Below are 445 nucleotides of genomic sequence, written 5' to 3' on the forward strand. Positions count from 1 at the left end.
CGGGTCGACGGCGCGGCTCGCCTTGTTCGCGAAGGAGAGTGCCTTGGCCGCGGCGGCTGCCTTGCCGGCACCGGAGGCTCCGGCTCCCGTGCCGCCGGTAAAGATCGTCGTCAGGGCGTTGAAGCTGACCGCACCACCGGCACGCGCCGGGTTCACGCTCCACTGGTCGTAGGCGATCAGCGCCTTCCCCGTCTCCTTCATCGCCCGGCTCGAGTCCCGCAGCCAGGAGGGCAACTCCTCCTCGGGTGTGGTCAGGAGGTACGTCCCTCCCGCGCCTGCGGTCGCCAGGGTGATGGATACCCCGATGGAGAGGTCTGCCAGGCCGCCCCAGGCCTGCTTCATACTGTCCCAGCCCTCGGTGCCGACCAGGGTGCCCAGGCCCTTGACCGTGCCCCAGACACCGTCGACGACGAAGCCCTTGCCGAAGTCCCAGACGTGTTCGTAG

General features: G+C 69.4%; 1 pseudogene. It reads right to left on the reverse strand.

Features of this window, described 5'->3' with window-relative positions:
* Window positions 1-445 (reverse strand): annotated as a pseudogene (locus tag IG90_RS0138815) (hypothetical protein); the annotation flags it as partial.

The sequence above is a fragment of the Streptomyces anulatus genome, assembly GCF_000721175.1.
GTDB lineage: Bacteria > Actinomycetota > Actinomycetes > Streptomycetales > Streptomycetaceae > Streptomyces > Streptomyces anulatus_C.